Origin of the sequence: Microcoleus sp. OTE_8_concoct_300, from assembly GCF_031383065.1 — a bacterium.
In the GTDB taxonomy this organism is placed as follows: Bacteria; Cyanobacteriota; Cyanobacteriia; order Cyanobacteriales; family Microcoleaceae; genus Microcoleus.
In genome coordinates, this window is sequence record NZ_JANMZH010000356.1 from 1 (window position 1) to 1,540 (window position 1,540).

Genomic DNA, 1,540 nt, shown 5'->3' on the forward strand with positions numbered 1-1,540 from the left:
AGTTTACCCAAATTTTATTCCGGAGGGAGACCAGATTATTAGCAAAACCTATATGACAAGAGTTGAAGGTGAAAATACAAGACTCAGACATTACTTGGCTCGGTTAAAAAGAAAAACTCTTTGTTATTCTAAGTGTGAAAAGATGCTAGGGTATTCAATTAAATTACTAATTCATTATCTAAAATTTGGAGATTTTCCAATTCCCCATCAAAATGCTGGAAATCATTTTCGACTCCCCTCGCGTATTTTTACTCGTATCATACCCTAATTCAGCAATGCCCAAGAAAATCCTCGTCCAGTATGCCAAGGTAGCCGAGATATCCTCGATCGTACTCGTTGAGGTAGATTCCGAGCTGGGTGCGGGAACGAGGGGTTCATCAATGGGCATTAATGCACTTAAGACCGCAGCACTCCAGAAACAGGCAGCTCGGATGCATGCTGAAAACGGCATTCTGAGCATGGATAGCCTGCGCGTGCAGACGGAAAATAGTGCGCTCTTCCGCGCCCAGAAGCACAAGCACGCTAAATACATTGACTCGGCATACAAAGTATTCGCACGTGCCACTGATTTAGTTGCCGAAGCCTTGCAGAAAGGTTTATTTCCCGTAGTGCTTGGTGGAGATCACTCCACCGCTGCTAGCACTATTGCCGGGATTAAAAAGGCGTTTCCCGATCGCCGACTTGGCGTAGTCTAGATTGATGCTCACGCCGACATCCATTCGCCATTCACCTCGCCGTCGGGAAATATGCACGGGATGCCGCTAGGAGTAGCCCTTGCCAATGATAACTTGGCGAAACAGATCAACGATGTAGACCCGGAAACAGCAGAACTGTGGCGGATGTGTCAGTCTCTCGGCTTGCAAGATGGCCCGAACCTGGACATCAACGACCTCGTGTACGTCGCGGTGCGGGATACCGAGGAGGCGGAAGATCACCTGATAGAAACCCACAATATCCTCAACATTACGGCAACGCAGATGCGGGAAATTGGTCCAGAAGCCGTGGCACAACGTTGCCTTGAGAAGCTGGCGGAGGTTGACTTAATCTACGTCAGCTTCGACGTAGATAGTATGGATTCTGCGATTTCAATGGGGACTGGGACACCGGTTACGGGTGGCCTGTTGGTTGAAGAAGCCCGCATTTTCAACGAGACTCTTGTTAAAGATCCTCGCGTCTGCTGTTGGGAAATCTGCGAAATCAACCCCGTGATCGATACCTTGAACTCTATGGCCCAGAACTCCCTGGGCATCTTCCAAGGTGTGGTGGATGCGATCGCTTCTCGCCTGGAAAAAACGTCGAAGCAAAGCTGAGCTCCGCTTTGCCTGCTTTCGTGAGATGTCCGCTGCACGCACCTCCGCGTGCAGCGCCTGCATTTAGTAGCAAAAAATTAGGTAAAACAAGTATTGTAAAACTTCATTGAGTTTATAAGCAATTATAAACAATAATGGTATTATATTGTTATGAGTGTTGAACAAGGAATACGCACAGCCGATCGAACGGAAGTCTCAAATGCAACTAACAGAGAGGCACATCATTAAAT

Annotated in this window: 1 protein-coding gene and 1 pseudogene; both read left to right on the forward strand. The window is 47.5% G+C overall.

Annotated elements, in window-relative coordinates; translation table 11 throughout:
- Positions 1 to 268, forward strand: a 268-nt coding sequence (locus ACUVJL_RS16120) for an IS1 family transposase (protein ID WP_445246774.1), incomplete at its 5' end; no start/stop codon positions are given.
- A 7-nt stretch (positions 269 to 275) separates the two neighbouring features.
- Positions 276 to 1,310: pseudogene (locus ACUVJL_RS16125) on the forward strand (arginase).
- Positions 1,311 to 1,540 lie beyond the last annotated feature (230 nt).